Source organism: Micromonospora sp. NBC_01638 (assembly GCF_045209745.1).
In the GTDB taxonomy this organism is placed as follows: domain Bacteria; phylum Actinomycetota; class Actinomycetes; order Mycobacteriales; family Micromonosporaceae; genus Micromonospora.
On sequence record NZ_CP109273.1, the window covers coordinates 741,575 to 761,459 of the forward strand.

The window sequence follows — 19,885 nt, forward strand, 5'->3', positions numbered from 1 at the left end:
GCGTTGTATCCACTCCCGCTCGCCGGTCCGGACAGTGACGAATGTCCATGCATTGACAGTCCCTGCAACACGCTTGTAACCTTTCAGCAAATTTCAGCCTCGGTTGCAAGATTCCGGCAACCCGGCACTCCCCCACCGCACCACCACCCCCGCTCCCGTCAGGAGTCCCCATGCACCGACGTCGACGCGGCTCGGCGCTCCTCGCCCTCGGCCTGGTCGTCAGCCTGCTCGTCCCCACCACCGTGACGGCACCCCCGGCCGTCGCCGCCCCGGCCGGCGGCAAGAAGGTCATCGTCCAACTCTTCGAGTGGAACTGGCCCTCGGTGGCCAGCGAGTGCCAGAGCACCCTCGGCCCGAAGGGTTACGGCTACGTGCAGGTCTCGCCCCCGCAGGAGCACGTGCGGGGCAACCAGTGGTGGCTGGCGTACCAGCCGGTCAGCTATCGGATCGAGTCCCGCAAGGGCACCCGGGCCCAGTTCCAGTCGATGGTGAACACCTGCCACGCGGCCGGGGTCAAGGTGATCGTCGACGCGGTGATCAACCACATGTCCGGTCAGGACAACGGCGGCACCGGCTGGGCCGGCTCGTCCTACTCGCACTACGACTACCCGAGCATCTACCAGACCCAGGACTTCCACCACTGCGGGCGCAACGGCGGCGACGACATCGCCAACTACAACGACCGGTACGAGGTGCAGAACTGCGAGCTGGTCAACCTCTCGGACCTGAAGACCGAGTCGGACTACGTCCGTACGAAGATCGCCGCATACCTCAACGACCTGCTCTCGCTCGGCGTCGACGGCTTCCGGATGGACGCCAGCAAGCACATGCCGGCCGCCGACATCGCCGCGATCAGGGGCAAGCTGTCCCGCTCCGCGTACATCGTGCAGGAGGTCATCTACGGCGCCGGCGAGCCGGTCCAGCCGACCGAGTACACCGGCAACGGCGACGTGCACGAGTTCCGCTACGGCAAGGACCTGGCCCGGGTGTTCCGCTCCGAGCGGTTGGCGTACCTGCGCAACTTCGGTGAGGGCTGGGGGCACCTGGCCACCGGCCCAGCCTCGGTTTTCGTCGACAACCACGACACCCAGCGCGACTCCGGCGGGGTGCTGACCTACCGGGATCGGGGCATCTACGCGCTGGCGAACGCCTTCATGCTGGCCTGGCCGTACGGCTCCCCGACCGTCATGTCCAGCTACACCTTCAGCAACCGGGACGCCGGCCCACCGTCGGACGGCGCCAACAAGACGCTCAACACCACCTGCTACTCCGGCTGGGAGTGCGAACACCGCTGGCCGGTGATCGCCAACATGGTCGGCTTCCGCAACGCCACCGAGGGCGCCAGCGTCGCCAACTGGTACGACAACGGCAACAACCACATCGCGTTCAGCCGCAGCGGCAAGGGCTTCATCACCGTCAACGACGAGGATGCCGCGGTGAACGGCCGCTCCTACTACACGGGGCTGCCCGCCGGTCGGTACTGCGACGTCATCCACGGCACGTACGCGGGCGGCACGTGCAGCGGGCCGGTGATCACGGTGGACGGTAGCGGCTGGTTCGCGGCCAACGTGCCGGCACACGACGCCGTGGCCATCCACATCGGCGCACGGGTCTGAATCGGTCGGGGCCTCCGGTCGGCGGTATCACCGAACCGGGGGCCCCGAACGATCCGCCACCATAGAGTGGTTTGGTGTCGTTTGACCGAAAGTCTCCGTACCGCCGCCGCGGCATCTGGGTGGCCGCCGCCCTCGCCGTATCCGCGCTGCTGGTGACCGCGCTGCTGGTCGGCCAGGCCCTCACCCCGAACTCGACGGCCCCCGACGACCGGGTCGTGGCGACCGACCCGACCCCGAGCAGTGTCGAGCAGAACCCCGAGGAGCCGGTCCCCTCGGCCGCGCCCGCCCCCGCCGGGCTGCCGGTGGTGGACTACGAGCCCGCGCCCGGAGGGTTCCCCGCCGATCCGGCCACCATGGACACCACGGCGCTGACCGAGGGCGCACACCCGACCAGGCGGATCGCGGCGTACGACGCACCCGGTGGTCGTCCGCGAGCCTTTTTCGAACCGACGATCCGCGGTGTCGAGCTGACCATGCCGATCGCCGACCGGCGCGTCGGCTGGACGGCCGTCCTGCTGCCCTCGGCCAACCGGCGGCTCGCCTGGTTGCCCCCCGGTGGATTCGACACCGTGCCACTGCGCGACCAGATCGTGGTGGAACGCAAGGTCCACCGGCTCACCTGGTACCGGGCCGGCAAGGCGGTGCGCTCCTGGGAGGTCAGCCTCGGCCAGTCGGGGCAGGACACTCCGCTCGGGCGGACCTTCATCCTGGGCCGCACCCCACCGCCGGAGACGGTCTACGGCGGGGTGGACATCTATGCCCTCGGGTCGATCCCCGACGACCCGGAGTCGGTGCCGGCCGGGCTGCGCGATGCACACATCGGGGTGCACACCTGGCACAACGACGATGAGCTGGGCGAGAACACCACCAACGGCTGTATCCGGCTGACCCGCACCGGTCAGCGGGAACTGCTCGCCGAGGTCCGCCCCGGCAGCAGCGTGCTGGTGGTCGACCAACTGCCCACCCCGCCGCCCACCGCCTGAGGGCCGTCCCGGCAGCACGGCCGGGACGATACGGAGCGTGACGTCCGCGCGAGCGGGCGCCGCGACGAGCGTGATGACTCAGAGGCATAACTATGCCGCTGAGTCATCACGCTCACCGGCATGTCCGCCGCCGGGCGACAGCGGAGGATTTCCGCGCACGGCAGTGGGTAACCGCCGGGCCAGACGCCGCGACACGGGGGGACGCGATGGATGCCACGCCACCGGGCCGGATCGACACGGTCGTGCTGATCCACGGGCTCTGGATGACCTCGCGCAGCTGGGAGGGGTGGGCGCAGCGGTACGGCGCCCGGGGCCTGCGGGTGCTCACGCCCGCTTGGCCCGGAATGGAGCGGGAGGTCGAGCGGTTGCGCGACGACCCCACCCCGATCGCCGAGCAGAGCATCGCCGGGATCGTCGAGCACTATGACGGACTCATCCGGGCGCTGTCCAGCCCGCCGATCATCATGGGGCACTCCTTCGGTGGGCTGATCACCCAGATCCTGGTCGACCGGGGCCTCGGCGCGGCGGCGGTGGGGGTGCACCCCGCGGCGGTGAAGGGAGTGCTCAAGCTGCCGCTGAGCCAGCTACGCTCCGCCTTCTCGATCCTGCGCAGCCCCGCCAACCGGCACAGGGCTGTCCCGTTCACCCCGGATGAATTCCACTACGCCTTCGGCAACACGATGAGCCGGGCCGACTCCGACCGGGCCTGGCAGCGCTACGCCGTTCCGGGCGCCGGACGGGTGCTCTTCGAGGGCTCGTTCGCCAACCTGGACCCGCGCTCACCCGCCCGCGTCGACGTCGGGCGCGACGACCGTGCGCCGCTGCTGCTGATGGCCGGCGAACTCGACCACGTGGTGCCGCCGACGGTGGTCCGCTCCAACGCCGGGCTCTACCAGAAGTCCCGGGCGCTCACCGCGTACAAGGAGTTCCCGGGACGGTCGCACTTCACCGTCGGGCAGCACGGCTGGGAGGAGATCGCCGACTACGCGCTGGACTGGGCGCTGCGGGCTGCGGCACTGCCCCGCGCGGCGACCATCGCCAGCGAAAGCCCCCGCCGCTGACCCGCTGGCCCCCGCGCCACAGCACCGCCCCTCGAATACCGATACCTCACCGAATCGTGTTGAGAACACTTCAGCGATGTGCTGCAGGGCGACGTCCGGGAACGATTGCGGAACCGCGCCACCGACGGGCCGGAAGAGCGGCCGTAATTTGACAGTCAGATGACAGTACATTCACAAACACATGACAGTCCCCTATCACTGTCATCAAATTCGGGACGAACGGCGGCAGCGGACACGAGCGCCGCCGGCACCCGCGTCGGAGCGAACAAAAGCCCCAGAAGAGGTCGAACCAGCGGATCGTCACCTGGGTACAGGCACGTCCGCAGTCCGTACGGACGACCGGATTTGGCCCCTGCGAAGCGCGCCGTCTTGTGGGCATATCCACAGTCCCCGCAGCCCTGACTGGCTTTTCCCTGTTGACGTCGGTAGGTTTTCGGCCTGGCCCCTGTGGCCAGCTGAAAATGACCGATATCCACGGACGAGACACGAAGATTGCCACCGATGGCGCGATCCGCCAGCGGTTGTCATCGGAGAGGGGACCGTGCCCGCACTCACGGTGAAGTCGCTCTACAAGATATTCGGCAACCGAGCCGACGAGGCGATGAGGCGCCTCGCCAGCGGCGCCTCGCGAGCCGAGGCAATGGCGGGCCTGCCGGCCACGGCCGCCGTGATCGACGCGAACTTCGAGGTACGCTCCGGCGAGGTCTTCGTCGTGATGGGCCTCTCCGGCTCCGGCAAGTCCACCCTCATCCGGATGCTCAACGGCCTGGTGCGCCCCACCCGGGGCAGCGTGCAGGTCGACGGGGTGGAACTCACCACGCTCAAGCCCGCCGCGCTGCGCAAGCTGCGGCGGGACAAGATCAGCATGGTCTTCCAGCACTTCGCGCTCATGCCACACCGGACCGTGCTGGATAACGCCGGGTACGCCCTCGAGGTCGCCGGCCTGCCCAAGGCCGAGCGGCGCGCGCGTGCCCTCGACGCCCTGCGCATGGTGGGCCTGGAGGAGTGGTCGGACAAGCTCCCCCACGAGCTCTCCGGCGGCATGCGACAGCGGGTCGGGCTGGCCCGCGCCCTCGCGGCCGACACCGACATCGTGCTGATGGACGAGGCCTTCTCGGCGCTGGACCCACTCATCCGCCGGGAGATCCAGGACCAGCTCCTGGAACTTCAGGGCGAGCTGGGCAAGACCATCATCTTCATCACCCACGACCTGAACGAGGCCATGCGGCTCGGCGACCGGATCGCGGTGATGCGGGACGGCCGGATCGTCCAGATCGGCACCGCCGAGGAGATCCTCACCGACCCTGCCAACGACTACGTGGCGCAGTTCGTCGCCGACGTCGACCGGACCCGGATCCTGACCGCCTCGTCGGTGATGGAGAAGCCGCATCACGTGTTGGACGTCAACGCCGGCCCCCGGGTGGCCGCCCGCGCCCTGCGCGAGAGCCAGACCTCGGTGGTCTACGTGACCGGGCCGATGAAGCAGTTCCTCGGCACGGTCACCGAGGACGAGGTGCTGCGAGCGCTGCGCGAGGGCCGGCCGAGCCTCGACGGGTACGTCTCGACCGAGCGGGTCCGCACGGTCACCGCCGACACGGCGGTGGCCGACCTGTTCGCCGACTGCGCGGAGAGCCAGCACCCGCTGGCCGTCCTGGACGACCGGGGCCGGCTGGTCGGGGTGATCCCCCGGATCACCCTGCTCAGCGCCCTGGCCAGCGCCACCCCGGACGAGGTGTCCGCGACGAACGAGGTGTCCGCGACGGACGAGGTGTCCGCGACGGAGGAGCCGGCTGATCAGCCGGCGCCGGCTGACGTCGAGCTGGTCAGCACGAAGGGAGAGTCGGCATGACTGGCGCCTCGTCGCCACTCGACGCCGGGCTGCCCCGGGTGCCGCTCGGCACCTGGGTGGAGTCCGCCGTGGACTGGGCCAAGGGTGCCCTCGGCCCGCTCTTCGACGCGATCGCGGCCGTGGTCGACGCCCTGGTCCAGCCGCTGGACAACCTGCTCAACGGCGTACCGGCGGTGGCGGTCATCCTCGTCCTGGCCGGGCTCGGCTGGTGGCTGCGCGGCTGGAAGTTCGGTCTCGGCAGTGCGGTCGGCCTCGGCCTGGTGGCCGGGATGCCGTACTGGGAGGAGACCATGACCACCCTCGCGCAGGTGCTCGTGGCCAGCGTGCTCGCCCTGCTGCTGGCGATCCCGGTGGGCATCCTCGTCGCCGAGAACCGGCGGGCGTCCGCCCTGGCCCGGCCGGTGCTGGACCTCATGCAGACCATGCCGGCGTTCGTCTACCTGATCCCGGCGATCTTCTTCTTCGGCATCGGCACCGTGCCCGGCGTGCTGGCCACGCTGGTGTTCAGCATGCCGCCCGGCGTACGCCTGACCGAGCTCGGCCTGCGCCAGGTCGACAGGGAGATCGTCCAGGCCGCCGAGTCGTTCGGCGCGCCGCCGTGGATGGTGCTGCTCCGGACCAAGCTGCCGCTGGCCCTGCCGACGATCATGACCGGGGTCAACCAGGTCATCATGCTGGCCCTGTCCATGGTGGTCATCGCCGGCATGGTCGGCGCCGGCGGCCTCGGCGACGTGATCACGTTCGCGCTTGCCCAGGGCGAGGTCGGCAGCGGCTTCGAGGGCGGGATCGCCGTCGTGGTTCTCGCCGTGGTGCTCGACCGGCTCACCGACTCCGCGGGCGACCGGTTCCCCTCCGCGCGGGCGCAGCGCCTCGCGCGGCAGGCCGCCTGACCGTCGCCCTCCGCCGGCCCCCCTGTTCCCGCGTACGCGGGCCTGCCGGCTGCCCCGAAAAGGAAGGAAACTCCATGTTCACCACCATGAAGCGCGTCCTGGCGCTCGCGATGACCGCCACCCTGGCGCTCGGCGCGGCCGCCTGTGGCGCGAAGTCGGACGACGCGTCCGGCGACAGCAAGAAGATCACCATCGGCTACATGGCCTGGGACGAGGCGATCGCCGCCTCCTACCTGTGGAAGAACATCCTCGAGGAGAAGGGCTACCAGGTTCAGCTCAAGAACCTGGAGGCCGGCCTGGTCTACGGCGGCCTCGCCAACGGCGACCTCGACCTCTTCCTGGACGGCTGGCTGCCCCAGACCCACGCCTCCTACCTGGAGAAGCACGGCGACAAGCTGGAGAAGCTCGGCGTCTGGTACGACGACGCCAGCCTGAGCATCGCCGTGCCGAAGTACGTCGAGGGCGTCGACTCGCTTGAGGACCTGGCCGCCAAGGCCGGCGACTTCGGCGGGCAGATCACCGGCATCGAGCCGGGCGCCGGCCTCACCAAGGCCACCCAGGAGAAGGTGCTGCCCGGCTACGGCCTGGACGGCAAGATGAAGCTGAAGACCTCCTCCACCCCGGCCATGCTGGCCGCGCTCGACGGGGCGATCGCCGACAAGAAGCCGATCGTGGTCACCCTCTGGCACCCGCACTGGGCGTACGCCAAGTACGAGCTGAAGGACCTGGCCGACCCGAAGGGCACCCTCGGCGCCGCCGAGCAGATCAACACCTTCGCCCGGAAGGGCTTCGGCAAGGACTTCCCCGAGGTCACGAAGATGCTGCAGCAGTTCAAGATGGACAGCGAGCAGCTCGCGTCCCTGGAGGACCTGATGTTCAACACGCACAAGGGCGACGAGAAGAAGGCCGTCGAGGAGTGGCTGAAGGCCAACCCCGACTACCTGAAGGCGCTCGCCTGATCCAGCCCACGACCGGGGACTCGCCGCTGCCGGCGGGTCCCCGCTCGCGTCCGCAGAGCTGACCCCGGCTGCGACCCGGATCCGAGGGCGGCGGGTTGTCGGTGGAGCGGCCGAGCACGACCCACCACGGGTGCCGCACCTGGAAGGCGAGCCCGGCGCACTCCGTGCAGGCATCACGGGCACGCCGTTCATCGCCGTCTCACCACCCGCCGGGAGCAGGCTCCGTCGTGGTCGGCCCGCAGCAGGCAGCGTCGACCTTCGGGCAGCGTCCGGTCGCAGAAGACCCAGTGGCGTGCGTTCTGATCGTCTTCGGCAGACACGGTGGTGCCTGCGGGGTCGAGCTGCGGCAGGACGTGCGCCCAGTGCGCGACCACCCGGGCGAGCCGCTGCGCGGTGGGTAGGTCGCCGGCGACGACGGGCAGGTGGATGACCCAACGTTCGCTCATTGGCCCTGGCTCCGCTCGTTGCGGGCGCGGGCCTGCGCCGACTGCCACTGGCGCAACGTGTCCTTGATCCGCTCGGTCTCCCGACGGCTCTGGGCCAGCGCGTCGTAGACGATCGCCAGGTCACCGGCGACCCGGTCGAGGAATTCCTGCCTCACGGGGCTCGAAGCCGCGCCGACCGAGCGGGGTCGGGCAGAACCGCCGCTCGCGCACCTGCCACGGCCGCAACGGATGGTAGGCCGCCGAGCGATAGCTGGTCGGCCCGTGGACCGACCGCTGCCGTCGCCGGGTACGCCGGAAGAAGACGCGCATGAGGAGGACCTGCCTCTCACCGTCGAGATTGACCTGTGAAGTGGGTGGGTCCGTCGGCCCGCCGGCACCGACGGACCCACCCCGGGTACCTGCCACCGCAGCCACGATCGGCAGTACGACAGCAGGGCAGCCATGGCCGCTGAGCTGCACTAACTCCACAGTGGCCGCAGGAGCAGTGAAGCACTGCGATAGTCCAATTGCAATGTCGCAATCACTGCCTTGCAATGTCCGAGTTGCTATCTGGAGTTGCTGACGGTGATGTGTCTATTGATTAAGAGACACCAGCGCGGTTGAATTGGACGGGCAAGTGTCGACCGATCGCGACCGGCGGGAGCAGGCAGTGTCACAGACAGTCACCGGATCGACGATGTTGCGTCGACAGATTGGCCGTAAGTTCGAGTCGCTGCGCAAGGCGGCCGGGCTCACGATGGAGCAGGCTGCGGAGCGGTTGGACAGGGCGCGAGCAACGCTGCACCGGATCGAGAGCGGTGCTGAGCATGTGCGTTATCGACAGGCCGACGTGCAGCAGATGCTCGACCTGTACGGCGCGTCGACCGACGACCGCGAGCTACTGCTCGCGCTGACCGCCACCACCCGGGAGAACAAGAACTGGTGGCACGACTACATCGGCTCCGGCCTGCCGCGCTGGTTCCAGCTCTACGTCGGGCTCGAAGCCGCCTCGACCCGCATCCGCCAATACGAGGCCGAACTGGTTCCCGGTCTGTTGCAAACCCGCGCTTATGCCGAGCAGGTCTTCAATATGCCTGGCGGTTCGATCAATGCCGACGACAGCACCGAGCAGCAGCGGGCCATCCAGCTCCGGGTCGAACGGCAGGCACTCCTGACCAGGTTCTCCGCTCCGCAACTCAGCGTGATAATCAACGAGGCCGTACTGCGCCGTCCAGTCGGCAACGCCACGATCATGAGCGCACAACTCCAGCAGATCCTGAAGGCCGCAGAGCTACCGAACGTAACCGTGCAGGTGCTGAATTTTTCTGCCGGGCTGCACGCCGGGGCGATGGCCGGAGCCTTCTCGATCCTGGAGTTCCCGCAGGACAGCAACGGCAGGGAGGTGGAGCCACCGGTGACGTACCTGGAGGCGGCGACCGGCTCGATGTATCTCGACAAGCCCCACGAGACCGCCACCTACAACACCATCTGGGCCGACATGAGCGCCCGCGCCCTCAACGAGTCCCGTTCCAAGAGCCTCATCCACGAGCTTGCAGAGGAGTACACCCGTGCCTGACCTGTCCGGTGCCACCTGGCGCAAATCGAGCCGCAGCAACAACGGTGGCAACTGCGTCGAGGTCGCCGACAACCTGACCGGCATCGTCGGGCTGCGCGACAGCAAGGACCCGGCCGGCCCCGTGCTGGCCTTCGCCCTGTCAGCATGGACGGCGTTCGTCCGAGCCGCGAAGGCTGGCACTATCCGTCAATGACGATTGGCCGCGCAGCCTCCGATGGTTCGGAGGCTGCGCAGACCGCCTCGATTGAGGGCTCGACGGCGCTCACTGCGACGGCAACAATCGGGCCATGGGGCTCAGCGGTCGGCGCAGGAAACAGACGAAGGATGCCAAGCCGTGCAGGTCCAGCTCGAAAATCGCTGGCCGCCGGGTGGGACGCTCGGCATCGTGACCACCGGAGGTCGCACCTTCCATCGAGATGCCGACTGTCCTGGCTACCGCCAGGGCGTCCGCCAAGCGGAGAAGAAGGGCGGCACCATCCGCAAGGTGGAGTGCGTAAGCGCCGCTGCCGCTCGTGAGCGAGGCAACGGTGCGTGCCGCCGCTGCTGGCCGCGAAGTTGATCTATCACCTACAGCACCCAGTAGGCCCGAATCCGTGCAGCGAATGCCCGGAAGCCGTCCAGGATGGCAGAAGAATCTCGACCTGATCGGTAGTCGATGCGGCGATCGACTTCGTGATCAGTAACGGCGCCGAGGACCGTGGGCAGACAGTCTCCTACGCACGGGTCTTCCAGGCCGCCGGATTGCCAAACCCGCAGAACCTGCATGAAGGCGGCGAGTCGCACCGGGTCACCGAGTTCATGGCGGCAGTTCACCAACGGTGCCGGGTCAGTGACGACGCAGGTGCCCTCCGAATGGCCATCCTGGGCAAATGGACCGTCAGCGTCCCTTCCCTCGGTGATCGGCTCGCTGGTGTGGGTGTGCTGGCGCGGCGGCACCGCAGACCCGGGTTGGTGCCCGCCCAGCTTCCGCATCCTCCGGCACCTCCAGCCGTGTCAGCCCATCCGCCTCGGTCAGCAGGTAGTTCTCGCTGCGGTAGAAGTCCAGGTACGGGTCATCGCCCTCATCGGTCAGCCTCGCCACCCTCGCAACTATCCCGACGGGTGAGCCGCGTCCACATTCAGACGTCAGCTTGGCGACTCAGCGAGCCTGATATCAAATACCTACCGGATTGATATCATCGGCGATGATCGCCCACCAGAGGAGGCACCCGTGAGCCGGACGATCCTTGATGTCGATGACGAACTACTCGCCGAGGCCGGCAAGATCCTTGGCACCACGACGAAGAAGGCAACCGTCAACGCCGCACTCAAGGCTGTCGTCGACCGGGAGAAGCGGCGACAGTTCGCCGACTGGCTCAAGAGCGGAGGGCTGCCCGATTTGACGGGTCCCGTCGAGACGGCCGAGCCGGACGCAGCGTGAGTCACGAGCATTTTCTGTTGGACAAGTCTGCCCTCGCCCGCTGGCCCAAGCGCAGTGTGGCTCCGGTGCTCGGCGAACTGTCCGATCGAGGGCTGCTCGCGGTGTGCGGAGCGGTCGAGGTCGAGGTCATCCACAGCGCACGCACCGCCAAGGACGCGCAGCGCGCCCGCTGGCTGTTGAGCGGCTTCCGCTGGCTGGCGATGCCCGACGAGGTCTGGGACCGGGCGGTTGACGTCCAGGTGCAGGCCCTACACAAGGGCAACCACCGGGCGCTGTCCATGGCGGACCTGCTGATCGCCGCCACCGCCGAGCGACACGGAGTCACCGTCCTGCACTACGACGGCGACTTCGACCTGATCACCGCGATCACCGGGCAGCCCACCGCCTGGGTCGTTCCCGCCGGCACCGCCGACTGAGCGCATGTTGGGCAGTGCCGCTCACTCCAGCAGGCTCTTGATGTCGGCGGCGGTGAACTGCGCGGAGGCGAACTCACCGCCGTCCAGGACGCTGCTGAAGAGCTCCGCCTTCCGGGCCTGCAACGCCATCACCTTCTCCTCGATGGTGTCCTTGGCAACCAGCCGGTAGACCATGACGTTGCGGGTTTGGCCGATGCGGTGCGTCCGGTCGACCGCCTGGTTTTCCGCGGCCGGGTTCCACCACGGGTCGAGCAGCAGGCAGTAGTCGGCCTCGGTGAGGTTGAGGCCGAAGCCACCGGCCTTGAGGCTGATCAGGAAGACCGGGTTGTCGCCGCTCTTGAAGCCGTCGATGACGGCAGCCCGGTCCCGGGTGGTCCCGTCCAGGTAACTGCACATGACCCCGGCCGCCTCCAGGCGCTGCCGGGCCGCGCCGAGGAAGCGGGTGAACTGGCTGAACACCAGGCTGCAATGCCCCTCGGCGACCAGACTGACGATCCGTTCGGTCAGCACGTCCAGCTTCGTCGCCGGCACGTTCTGGTGCGTCGGGTCGACCAGCGCCACGTCCAGGCTCGCCTGTCGGAGCAGCGTCAACGACCGAAAGATCTCGAACCGATTCTTCTCCAGGTCACCGAGGAGACCGAGGACCTTCTGCCGCTCCCGCTGCAGGTACGCCTGATAGACCCGGCGGTGCCGGCGGTCCAGCTCAACCTCGATGACCTGCTCCTGCTTGGCCGGCAGGTCGGCCGCCACGTCCGCCTTGCGCCGGCGCAGCATCAGCGGCCGGATCCGGCGGCGCAGCTGGGCGAGCCGCTCCGCGTCCCGCTCCTTCTCGATCGGGTTGCGGTAATACTCGGTGAACCGCTCGGCGCGGGGCAACAGCCCGGGTGCGGTGATCGAGCAGAGCGCCCACAGCTCGCCGAGGTGGTTCTCCATCGGCGTGCCGGTGATCGCCAGCTTGAACGGGGCCGGCAGCAGCTTCGCGCAGCGGTGCGCCTGGGACTGCGAATTCTTGACGAACTGCGCCTCGTCGAGGATCAGCCCGGCCCAGTCGAGGGCGCGATAGTCGTCGTACTCCAGCCGGAACAGCGTGTACGAGGTGACCACGACGTCCGCACCGGCGACCGCCTCAGCCAGGGGCACGCCGCGCCGTGCCACGGTCTGGGTGACCGCCCGGACGTCCAGCTCCGGCGTGAAACGGGCCGCCTCGCTCGCCCAGTTGGCGACGACGCTGGCCGGGGCGACCACCAGGAACGGCGCCTCGGCGCGCGCGTGGCAGATCAGCGCCAGCGTCTGCAGGGTCTTGCCGAGCCCCATGTCGTCGGCGAGGACACCGCCCAGGCCGTGATCGTGCAACGTGGCGAGCCAACGGAACCCGTCCCGCTGGTACGGGCGAAGCTGCGCTCGTACCCCTGCTGGGATCTGGTGCTCGACGGTGGGCGCCGCCTCGCTGAGCGCGCGTACCGACCGTTGCCAGGCCCCGGCCTGGCCGATGACCTCACCCAGCTCGGCCAGCTCGTCCCAGAGCCCGGCCTGGAACCGGCCGACCCGCAGCACCCCGGGCGGCGCGTCGGCCAGTGCCCGGGACTCGGCGATCAGGTCTCGCAGCTGCTGGAACTCCGGTCGTTCGAGCGCGACGTAGGTGCCGCTGGGCAGGATGAGGTATTGCTGTTCCTGCGCCAACGCCGCGAAGAGCTCGGCGAAGTCGACCTGCTCCCCACCGACGGTGACCCGTACCGACAGGTCGAACCAGTCATGCTCGCCGGGCTCACCGCCGTCGGCGAAGGTGATGGTGGGCGCAGCGTACGTCTCCTGGTAGTCATCGAGCGCCCCGTCCGAGGGAGTGACCAGCTCTACACCGTCGAGCTCGGCCAGTCGCGGCACGACGTCACTGACGAACCGGATCAGGGCGTCACCGTCGAGGCTCACCGAGGCTGCCAGCCGGGGGCCGGTCGACGACGGCTCCAGGAGCTCGGGCACCGGCTTGGCGACCAGGTCGACGACCCGCCGCAGCAGCTCCGCCCGGCGCTCATCCGCGACGGCGGCCACCCCGTCCCGCAGCGGCTCGGGATGGCGTCGGCCACCGACGACCCGATGCCACTCCCAGCCCACCCGGAGACGGTGCTCGGGCTCGGGGCTCACCGTCGCGGTCAGCGTGACCGGCCCTACCGTCGGAAGCTGAACGGCCGGATCGGCGGCGAACACCTCCACCTGGCGGAGCAGCTCCGGGTAGAAGCGGTCGAAGAACTGCTGCTCCTCGGCGGCCGGAACCCGGATCGCCGGCCCAGCGAGCGCCCGCACCATCCCCGGCAGCAACGTCCCGGCCAGCGGCGCCAACCAGAGTGCCGCTACGCCGGATCGGGCGTCAGTCCCGCTCAGCTCCCCCACGCCGGCAAGGCCATGCGCCGGTTCGCCGACGAGGAGTACGCGCGACACGGGGATCGGCGCGCCACCGGCCGACAATGTCGGCGCCAGCACCAGCTCCCCATCGACCCGACCGACCTGCACCGACAGTCGGGCCGGACGGCCCAGCACGACCGGCCCGGCGCGTTTGCCGGCCTGCACCAGCGGTAGGCCGGCCTCCTCCGCCTCAGCCAGCACGTCCCAGATTCGCCGGCTGGCGAACTCGTGCAGCGCGACCGTCCGCCGATGGCCGTCGTAGTAGTGGTCGAAGCCGTCGGTGGTACTCGCCAGTCGGGCGATCTCGACGAGCAGTCGGCGGTGCCGCTCGATCCGCGTCGACCGGCCGAAGTAGGCGTAGCTCACTGTCGACCAGCTGATCCCGGACCGCACCCAGCCATTGCGGCCCGGCAGCACTGGCCGCAGCTCGACATGGAAACCCGCCGCGTCGTCCGTGCCCTGAGAGACGACGTCGAACTGCAGGCCGAGCCCCGGCGGCTCCGACTCCGGCACAACCGGCGGCAGGGCGACGTCCCGGACCAACGAGGAGAGCGCCCGCGCCCAACTCGGCTCAGACCGCGGCGGGCGGGGTTTCCGGGGTTTGGCCGTCGCGAGCGTCGCAAGCACCAGCGCGGCAGGGTGGGCGCAGCCGGACTGCCCACACGTACACGAACCATCCAACGCCTCGACCATGCCGTCGGCGTCCGACCGCACCGTCGCCGCCACCTCGCCGGCTGCGCTGCCGTCGAGCCGACCGTGCCCCTGACCGGTCGTCGGATCCCACTGCACGTCCAGCAGCTCCCCGCGCTCGAGCAACTGCCGAGCGCGTACGAAAGAACGGGAGCCGACAAGTTCGTAGAGCGCGGCCTCGACCGGACTCAGGGCGAGTTTTGCCACGTTCGATCCCTTCGCTGGCTTACCGCTCCCGGCGCTCAGCAACGATAGCCGCCACCCGGCAGGCGAACCGTCACCGCACCGAGCGTCTCCCGATCAACCCGTCGGCGATGCCGCCCGGCCCGACGACTCGATCCAGTCGTCGGCGAGCCACAGTGACTGGCTGGCCGGTGCGGTCAGCGGCAACTGCACCCCGTCCAGCACCGCCGGGTCAGGCCGACGGGCCGGCACCAGCAGCAGCCGGGCCGCCGGTCGAGGTCTGGGGTGCGACGTGGGTAGTGGCTTCGGCGAACACCGACGCCACGTGCCGTTGAAGCACTAGCGTTTACCGCAGCCCTCTCGGCGTCAGAACGACAGCAGGAAGGGATACCCGATGACGAAACTGGCTGGTAAGAACGCTCTCGTGACCGGCGGAGCATCCGGTATCGGTCGGGCGGTGGTCGAGATCTTCCTCAAGGAGGGCGCTCAAGTCGTCGCAGTGGACCGCGACGAGACGAAGCTTGCCCAGATGACGACGGATCTCGGGGGCCAGGGCCCCACGTTGCACACCATCGCCACTGACCTCTCCGGCGAACCAACCGTCCAGGCGGCGGTGAAGAACGCTCTGGACCGCTTCGGCAGCATCGACATCCTGGTAAACAACGCGGGGCTGCACGACGCAGGAGCCAGCCTCTTCGACATCGCCACCCCGCAGTGGGAACAGACGTTCGCCGTCAACGTCAGCGCCCACTATTGGCTGTCCCGGCAACTCCTGCCCGGCATGGTCGAGCGCGGCAGCGGTGCCATCATCGCCATCACATCTGCCGCCGGTCTGGTGGGTGGCGGCGGTGGACCTGCCTACACCGCCTCGAAACACGCAGCCGTGGGGCTCAGCAAGGCGCTGGCCGTCGAGTTCGGCCCCAAGGGCATCCGGTGCAACGCAATCGCCCCCGGCGTCGTGACGACCCCCATGCTCGACGCCCTCCCGGACACGGCAAAGTCGGGCTTCGCCGGTGTCGCGGCCGGTACGGCGGCACGCCGCCTGGGCGAGCCGCACGAGATCGCTGCGGCGGTCCTGTTTCTGGCCAGTGACGCCGGGAGCTTCATGCACGGAGCAGTGGTGCCGGTCGACGGAGGCTACACCGCCGTCTGAGGTTCCCGCCGGTCACGCCACGCGGTCACGCGCCGCACCGGCCGCCTCGATCCAGTCGTCGGCGAGCCAGAGCGACTGGCTCGCTGGCGAGGTCAGCGGCAACTGCACCCCGTCCAGCACCGCCGGCTCGGGGCGCCGCGCCGGGACCAGCAGCAGCCGGGCCGCCGGCCGGGGCCGGGTCGGGTCAGCCAATTCCTGAAGCAGCCCGAGCTGCCCGTAGCGGGCCAGCGGCGCCGCCTCGGTGAGCAGGACCGGCCCGTCGGCGGCGGCGATCGCCGCGCTGATGGCGGGTACGACCTGGTGCCGGACCAGGTCGACCAGGCTGCGGAAGTCGGCGTCCAGCGGCGAGCCGTTGTCGGCCGCCACGATCGCCTCCCACGGGAAGCCGAGTGACCGCAGCCGTTCCAGCAGGATCGCCGTGACATCCACCTCGGTCACCGGCAGCCGGGCCAGCAGCGCCCGCCGGGCCGGGGCGAGCCGACGCCACGGCGCCAGCAGCGCGAGGAAGGCCTGCCGGTCGATCGCGGAACTGAGCTTCTCCCTCAGCTCGTCGGCCGCGGAGAGCCCGAGCAGCGGCGCGTGGGTGGTGGCCAGCCGAGTACCGGTCACCGATGGCATGGTCGTCGCCGGCCCGTAGACGTGATCTCGCGAGTGCCAGGTCAGCGGCACCTGGGCGGCAGCGAGCAGGTCGTTGAGGCCCGGGCGGCCGGGCAGCCGCTCGGCTCGGGGGAACCGGCTCTGCACCCGGTCCCGGATCTGTTGCTCGCCGAGCCGCTGGCCGATCAGGCTGCCCACCGACAGCCGCAGCGCCCACTCCGCCGGCATCCCCACCGGGTAGAGCTGCCCCTGCGCGTTGACGTCGACCCGGTCGTTGCTCCCGACCGCCGCGAGCTGCAACAGCCGTAGGTCGGCCACCGCTGGCATTCCGGCCGGCACGGGTAGCCGTCGCAGCTCCTCCACGGCGCGTTGCCGGGTCGGCAACGGGTCGGCAACGGCCAGCTCGGCGGCGCGTCCGCCCAGCTCCACCACGTACCCGAGGAAGTCGGCGGCGGTGACGTCGGACGCCGGGTCGTCCGGCTCTCGGCCGACCAGGACGGTGCTGGAGGTGCGGAACCGCTGGATGGCCACCCGGGCGTCCCCGCCCGTGCTCAACTCGGCCTCCACGGCGGCGCGCACGAGCCCGATCGCCTGCGGCAGCCGTTTCGGCGCGGCGGTGTAGGAACCCCGGGCGGCGATCAACGCCTGGGCCAGTTCCTCGGCGGACATCACCGCGCCGCGGGCGTCGAGCAGCGCCACGACCTCGTTACGCACCGCCTCCAGCGCCGGCTCGCCCAGCCACGTTCTGGCCTGGGCGTTGAGCAGCTTGGAGATCTGTGGCTGGCTCCGGCCGGTGGCTCGGGCTGCCTCGCTCTGCGCCGGCCAGCACAGGAACGTCCCCTCGTCGGCGGGCGCCTGCCCGAGCAGCACGGCCAGCGTCCGGTGGTTGCGCGACGACGCGGCGGGCAGCAGGATCGCGCAGAGCGCCTCGACGCCCTGCGCCAGCGGCTGCTGGTCGGTGGGCGCAGGCTCGCTGTCGTCGGGCAGTACCGCCCGCAGGGCGCGCGCCTGGGCGATGATCTCCTTGCGGGTGGCGTCCGGCACCCCCTTGGCGCGGGTGAGTGCCGACAGTTCCGCGTCCAGCAGCTCACCCACGGTGTGCAGGCCGAGCCGTTGCAGCGCGGAGCGGGCCCGGGCGGTCAGCTCGGTGACCTCCAGCGGCGACTCCCGGGTCAGCCCCACCGCCGCCGGCACCGGCCCGACCGGCGTCACCGCCGGTTGCGGAACCTGCTGGAAGATCGCCCGCCAGGCGTCGGTCATCTCGTCGACCGTGTCGAACCGGGCCGTGGCTTCCCGAGCCAACGCCCGACGGAAGAACTCCACCAGCCGGTCGGCGACCGCCGGGTCGAACACCGCCGGGTCGAGGGTTACCTCGTCGCTGACCGCGGCCGGGTTGGCGTTGTCGCCCCACCGCGGCAGCGTGCCCGTCGCCATCTCGTAGAGGACGACGGCCGCCGCGAACCGCTCCGCCGCCGCGTCGTAGCGCAGCCTGCGCGGTGGGCCGAGGAACGAGTCGAGGTAACCGACGGTGCCCGCTGCGAGTTGGTCGGCGGGGGCGGATGAGAGCGAGAAGTCGAAGACGCACAGGTGTGGCTGCTTGTCCTTCGGGCGGGGCCGAGCTGCCAGGTTGGCCGGCTTCAGGTCCCGGTGCCAGACGCCCTGCCCGTCGAGGTAGTTGACGATGTCGAGGAGGTCCCGCCCGTAGCGTTCCAGCAGGTCCAGCGCCAGCCGGCCGCCACGCAGCTCCTCGGCGAGGGTGCGCGACCCGGCACTCTCCATCAGCAGGGCGGTTCGGCCGCCGACCCGCACCGGGCCCTTGACCAGCGCGGCCACCTGAGGGTGCTTCAGCTTGCCGAGGGTACGCGCCTCCGCGGTCAACCGCTCCTCGTGCTGCTCGTCGCGAGCCACCTTCAACACCAGCTCGCGGGACTCCCCGTCCCGGACGACCAGCAGGGCGACGGCGGTGGCACCGGAGCCGAGCCGGTCCTTCACCTCCAGGCCGCCGTCGAGCTGGTCCCCCCGGTGAGCGGAGAGCGGATCGGTCACCGGCTCCGGCTCCGGCGCGGTGAGTTCATCCCAGACCTTCTCCAGATCCTTGTGGAACCGGGAAACGCTGGGCAGCCGTTGCGCCGGATCGCCCCGGGTCGCGTCGTAGACCAGGGTGACCAGCGTGTGCGGCATGCCGTCGACCACCGCGTCGAGGTGCAGCCCACTGTCGCGGACCGCACTGACCAGCTCCTCGGGCGTGGCGGCCGGCACCGCCCCGGAAAAGATCCGGTACGCCAACGCGCCCAGCGCGAACACGTCAAGCTGATGGCCCGGCAGCCGGGTGGCGTTCTCGGCCTCCGGTGCCTGGTAACGGCGGACCTCGTCGTCGAAGAACAGCTCTAGGCTGGCCGGATCGCTCGACGGGCCGAGCCTGGTGAGCTGGGTAGCTCCGGCCAACCGGCCGCCGGTCTGCCAGTCGGTGACCACCAGCGTCGGGCGAGGGCCGTCCGGGTCACCCACGTAGATCGCCCGGGGCGAGAGCGCCCGGTGAGCCAGCCGGCGAGAGTGCGCGTAGTTGATGATCTCGGCGAGATCCTGTACCAGCTGCAATCGCTGGGCCAGGGTCAACCCGTCGCCGTGTCGCAGCAGCCACTGGTCGAGGCGTACCCAGTCCTGCTGGTGGTCGAAGATGACCGCCGGGCCCCACGAATGCTCAACCAGGTCGTGTGCGCGGGCCACCCCCGGATGGTGGATGCCCTGCAAGAGGCGGAACTCCCGCTCCGCCGCCTTGCGGATAACCGGCACCTCATGCTCGGCCGCCCGGCTGGTCAGGTAGAACCGCACCCGCCGCACCAGCGAGGTGTCCAGCGCGTGCCCCGCGAGGAAGTCCTGCCAGCCGAGACCCTCAGCGAACGGCTTCGGGTGCAACAACAGCTGGCCGACCTTACGGTCCGCCACCGACGGGCGGATCTTCGCGCCGCGCACCAGCTCGACGATGTCTCGGCCACGCGCCTCGTCCACCAGATGGTCCGGATTTCGCGGCAGGGCGAGCAGCAGCTTCTTCAGGCCGGGCAGGCCGGAGTCGTGTCCCTCCAGCCCGTAGATGTGCTGGCTGCCGATCGCGTCGAGGCTGGCCCGCATTGCTCTCGCGTGAAGGAACACGGCAGCCCCGACATAGGGCGTCTCGCGCTGCCGTCCGTGTTGCTTGGCGTAATAGCGGATCAGGCTGGCCAGCCGCTTCGCCTTCCGATTGGCCAGGATGTACGGGTTGTCCTCGGGGATCAGCCGAGAATTCGGCGCCCGCCGCAGCCACTGGGTGCCGTCACCGCGGATCTCCCCCTGCCAGTGCTTCAACTCCAACACGTAGAGCCCGCTCGGGGTCAACACCAGGGCGTCGACCTCGTTGATCGAGCCGTCGGCGCCGACGAACTCGACGTTCGTCCAAACGTGGTACGGGTCGGCGTCGGGCAGGTAGCCGGCCAACTCGCGCAGCCCGTCCTGCTCCCAGATGTACGAGCTGGAGTTGATCTGCTCCCAGCGCGGTGAATCCTCCCGCATGCGCCGACCCTTCCCGCCCTGGCCGTCAATGTTCCGGCTCAGTCTGGGCACTTTACCGTTTCGGCGACTGATCAGCGGCAACCGCCGCTTGCGCACTTAGCGCATCCAGCCGAACACGTCCGAC

16 protein-coding genes and 1 pseudogene are annotated in these 19,885 nt (G+C 69.7%); 11 read left to right on the forward strand and 6 right to left on the reverse strand.

Features of this window, described 5'->3' with window-relative positions; all coding sequences use genetic code 11:
- The first annotated feature begins 170 nt into the window (after nucleotides 1–170).
- From OG811_RS03310 to OG811_RS03335, 6 genes are all read left to right on the forward strand, one after another.
- Complete coding sequence (locus OG811_RS03310) at nucleotides 171–1,616, forward strand: alpha-amylase family protein (RefSeq protein ID WP_406072024.1); 1,446 nt, start codon at nucleotides 171–173, stop codon at nucleotides 1,614–1,616.
- Nucleotides 1,617–1,690: 74 nt separating this feature from the next.
- A complete protein-coding gene (locus OG811_RS03315) occupies nucleotides 1,691–2,599 on the forward strand; it encodes a L,D-transpeptidase (protein ID WP_406072026.1) in 909 nt (302 codons plus the stop codon).
- A 206-nt stretch (nucleotides 2,600–2,805) separates the two neighbouring features.
- Entirely contained in the window at nucleotides 2,806–3,660 is an 855-nt protein-coding gene (locus OG811_RS03320; RefSeq protein ID WP_406072028.1) for an alpha/beta hydrolase, read from the forward strand.
- Between the two features lie 541 nt (nucleotides 3,661–4,201).
- Nucleotides 4,202–5,509 carry a glycine betaine/L-proline ABC transporter ATP-binding protein gene (locus OG811_RS03325; RefSeq protein WP_406072030.1) on the forward strand — a complete coding sequence of 436 codons (1,308 nt, stop codon included), beginning with the start codon at nucleotides 4,202–4,204 and terminating at the stop codon, nucleotides 5,507–5,509.
- Nucleotides 5,506–6,399, forward strand: a complete 894-nt coding sequence (locus tag OG811_RS03330; protein ID WP_406072032.1) for an ABC transporter permease — start codon at nucleotides 5,506–5,508, stop codon at nucleotides 6,397–6,399. Before OG811_RS03325 ends, OG811_RS03330 begins: the two co-directional genes overlap by 4 nt.
- Before the next feature lie 74 nt (nucleotides 6,400–6,473).
- Nucleotides 6,474–7,358 carry a glycine betaine ABC transporter substrate-binding protein gene (locus OG811_RS03335; protein WP_406072034.1) on the forward strand — a complete coding sequence of 295 codons (885 nt, stop codon included), beginning with the start codon at nucleotides 6,474–6,476 and terminating at the stop codon, nucleotides 7,356–7,358.
- 188 nt (nucleotides 7,359–7,546) lie between these two features.
- Here OG811_RS03335 and OG811_RS03340 read toward each other — a convergent pair whose 3' ends face one another.
- Nucleotides 7,547–7,804 carry a hypothetical protein gene (locus tag OG811_RS03340; RefSeq protein WP_406075482.1) on the reverse strand — a complete coding sequence of 86 codons (258 nt, stop codon included), beginning with the start codon at nucleotides 7,802–7,804 and terminating at the stop codon, nucleotides 7,547–7,549.
- Nucleotides 7,793–8,113: pseudogene (locus tag OG811_RS03345) on the reverse strand (DivIVA domain-containing protein); the annotation flags it as partial. The pseudogene OG811_RS03345 and the gene OG811_RS03340, both read right to left, overlap by 12 nt.
- Before the next feature lie 367 nt (nucleotides 8,114–8,480).
- Between OG811_RS03345 and OG811_RS03350 the strand changes: the two are divergent.
- Nucleotides 8,481–9,359: a helix-turn-helix domain-containing protein gene (locus tag OG811_RS03350; protein ID WP_406075484.1), complete on the forward strand. Its 879-nt coding sequence runs from the start codon at nucleotides 8,481–8,483 to the stop codon at nucleotides 9,357–9,359.
- Nucleotides 9,352–9,552 (forward strand): DUF397 domain-containing protein, encoded by a 201-nt coding sequence (locus OG811_RS03355; protein WP_406072036.1) that lies wholly within the window; start codon nucleotides 9,352–9,354, stop codon nucleotides 9,550–9,552. The genes OG811_RS03350 and OG811_RS03355 overlap by 8 nt, the downstream gene beginning before the upstream one ends.
- A gap of 374 nt (nucleotides 9,553–9,926) precedes the next feature.
- On the opposite strand, the gene OG811_RS03360 is transcribed toward OG811_RS03355, so the two are convergent.
- Nucleotides 9,927–10,331, reverse strand: a complete 405-nt coding sequence (locus OG811_RS03360; RefSeq protein ID WP_406072038.1) for a hypothetical protein — start codon at nucleotides 10,329–10,331, stop codon at nucleotides 9,927–9,929.
- A 238-nt stretch (nucleotides 10,332–10,569) separates the two neighbouring features.
- On the opposite strand from OG811_RS03360, the gene OG811_RS03365 reads away from it, so the two are divergent.
- Together OG811_RS03365 and OG811_RS03370 are read left to right on the forward strand one after the other, a co-directional pair.
- The gene (locus tag OG811_RS03365) at nucleotides 10,570–10,779 is read left to right on the forward strand and encodes a type II toxin-antitoxin system VapB family antitoxin (RefSeq protein ID WP_357951042.1); all 210 of its coding nucleotides are present in this window, start codon (nucleotides 10,570–10,572) and stop codon (nucleotides 10,777–10,779) included.
- 17 nt (nucleotides 10,780–10,796) lie between these two features.
- Nucleotides 10,797–11,195: a PIN domain nuclease gene (locus OG811_RS03370; protein ID WP_406072040.1), complete on the forward strand. Its 399-nt coding sequence runs from the start codon at nucleotides 10,797–10,799 to the stop codon at nucleotides 11,193–11,195.
- Between the two features lie 21 nt (nucleotides 11,196–11,216).
- On the opposite strand, the gene OG811_RS03375 is transcribed toward OG811_RS03370, so the two are convergent.
- Nucleotides 11,217–14,489, reverse strand: coding sequence for an SNF2-related protein (locus OG811_RS03375; protein WP_406072041.1), 3,273 nt, complete (start codon nucleotides 14,487–14,489; stop codon nucleotides 11,217–11,219).
- Nucleotides 14,490–14,582: 93 nt separating this feature from the next.
- The gene (locus OG811_RS03380; RefSeq protein WP_406072043.1) at nucleotides 14,583–14,717 is read right to left on the reverse strand and encodes a hypothetical protein; all 135 of its coding nucleotides are present in this window, start codon (nucleotides 14,715–14,717) and stop codon (nucleotides 14,583–14,585) included.
- A gap of 142 nt (nucleotides 14,718–14,859) precedes the next feature.
- Here OG811_RS03380 and OG811_RS03385 point away from each other — a divergent pair, with 142 nt between their 5' ends.
- Complete coding sequence (locus tag OG811_RS03385; protein ID WP_406072045.1) at nucleotides 14,860–15,618, forward strand: SDR family NAD(P)-dependent oxidoreductase; 759 nt, start codon at nucleotides 14,860–14,862, stop codon at nucleotides 15,616–15,618.
- Nucleotides 15,619–15,630: 12 nt separating this feature from the next.
- On the opposite strand, the gene pglW is transcribed toward OG811_RS03385, so the two are convergent.
- A complete protein-coding gene (gene pglW, locus OG811_RS03390; protein ID WP_406072046.1) occupies nucleotides 15,631–19,761 on the reverse strand; it encodes a BREX system serine/threonine kinase PglW in 4,131 nt (1,376 codons plus the stop codon).
- Between the last annotated feature and the right edge of the window lie 124 nt (nucleotides 19,762–19,885).

Coding starts and splice junctions, on each gene's coding strand:
- pglW (WP_406072046.1), bottom strand. CDS start 19,761: ATGCGGGAGGATTCACCGCGCTGGGAGCAGATCAACTCCAGCTCGTAC.
- OG811_RS03335 (WP_406072034.1), top strand. CDS start 6,474: ATGTTCACCACCATGAAGCGCGTCCTGGCGCTCGCGATGACCGCCACC.
- OG811_RS03350 (WP_406075484.1), top strand. CDS start 8,481: ATGTTGCGTCGACAGATTGGCCGTAAGTTCGAGTCGCTGCGCAAGGCG.
- OG811_RS03385 (WP_406072045.1), top strand. CDS start 14,860: ATGACGAAACTGGCTGGTAAGAACGCTCTCGTGACCGGCGGAGCATCC.
- OG811_RS03310 (WP_406072024.1), top strand. CDS start 171: ATGCACCGACGTCGACGCGGCTCGGCGCTCCTCGCCCTCGGCCTGGTC.
- OG811_RS03320 (WP_406072028.1), top strand. CDS start 2,806: ATGGATGCCACGCCACCGGGCCGGATCGACACGGTCGTGCTGATCCAC.
- OG811_RS03340 (WP_406075482.1), bottom strand. CDS start 7,804: ATGAGCGAACGTTGGGTCATCCACCTGCCCGTCGTCGCCGGCGACCTA.
- OG811_RS03360 (WP_406072038.1), bottom strand. CDS start 10,331: ATGCGGAAGCTGGGCGGGCACCAACCCGGGTCTGCGGTGCCGCCGCGC.
- OG811_RS03330 (WP_406072032.1), top strand. CDS start 5,506: ATGACTGGCGCCTCGTCGCCACTCGACGCCGGGCTGCCCCGGGTGCCG.